Origin of the sequence: Sphingobium sp. DC-2, assembly GCF_000722555.1 — a bacterium.
GTDB lineage: Bacteria > Pseudomonadota > Alphaproteobacteria > Sphingomonadales > Sphingomonadaceae > Sphingobium > Sphingobium quisquiliarum.
The window spans coordinates 1-1,049 of the sequence record NZ_JNAC01000127.1; the positions used below are offsets into that span (position 1 = coordinate 1).

General features: G+C 59.3%; 1 protein-coding gene. It reads left to right on the forward strand.

The window, feature by feature from the left end:
* Nucleotides 1-64 precede the first annotated feature (64 nt).
* The gene (locus tag ET21_RS0121930; RefSeq protein ID WP_030541367.1) at nt 65-997 is read left to right on the forward strand and encodes an IS5 family transposase; all 933 of its coding nucleotides are present in this window, start codon (nt 65-67) and stop codon (nt 995-997) included.
* The last annotated feature ends 52 nt before the right edge of the window (nt 998-1,049 follow it).

Below are 1,049 nucleotides of genomic sequence, written 5' to 3' on the forward strand. Positions count from 1 at the left end.
GGCTTTGTTGCGAAATTGCGCCTGGGGGATTCCTCAGGTGAATCGAGTGCTTTAGGGGGCGGCTATGCCCAAGCCAGCCTCACCAAAGTATCGCACGACAAACTGGAGCGCGTATAATACGGCGCTGAAGCAGCGTGGTTCTCTGGATATTTGGTTTGATCCGGACATGCGGTGGCTGTCGGCACCATGCGGCCGCCCTGGTCGCCCGGCTCGTTTTTCTGATAGCGCGATCGAACTATGCCTGACACTGAAAGCGCTTTTCAACCTGCCGCTGCGGCAGGCGACGGGGCTGGTGGCGAGCCTGCTCAAGCTGGCTGATCTGGACTGGCCGGTGCCGGATTATACGACGTTGTGCCGGCGTCAGAAGACGCTGCCGGTGACGCTTGGCGGGCGTCCCAGTTCTGGCGGCCTGCATCTTCTGGTCGACAGCACCGGCATTAAGATGATGGGCGAAGGGGAATGGAAGACACGCAAGCACGGCGCTTCCTATCGTCGCCAGTGGCGCAAGGTGCATATCGGGATCGATGCAGAAACGCTTGATATCCGGGCCATTGAGGTCACCACCAACGCGATTGGCGATGCGCCTGTCCTCCCCGATCTGTTGGCGCAGATCCCAAAGGATGAGAAGATCAGCAGCGTTGGTGGGGACGGCGCATACGACACCAAAAAGTGCCATGCCGCTATCGCCAAACGCGAGGCGCAAGCCATCATTCCGGTCCGCCGCAACGGTCGACCATGGAAGGAGGATGGCCCCGGGACGGCTGCCCGCAATGAAACGCTCCGTGCGATCAGACGGCTTGGACGCACCATCTGGAAGAAGTGGAGCGGCTACCATCGCCGCAGCCTCGTCGAAACGAAAATGCACTGCTTCAAGCTGCTTGGCCAGCGCGTCATGGCCCGCACCTTCGAGCGTCAGATAACCGAGCTCAAAGTCCGTGCTGCAATCCTCAATCGCTTCTCGCAAATCGGCACACCAAATACCGTCCGCGTCGCGTAGTAATCTCAAATAAATCCCGCAGCAAGCCTATCAGGAGTTATGCAACAAAGCC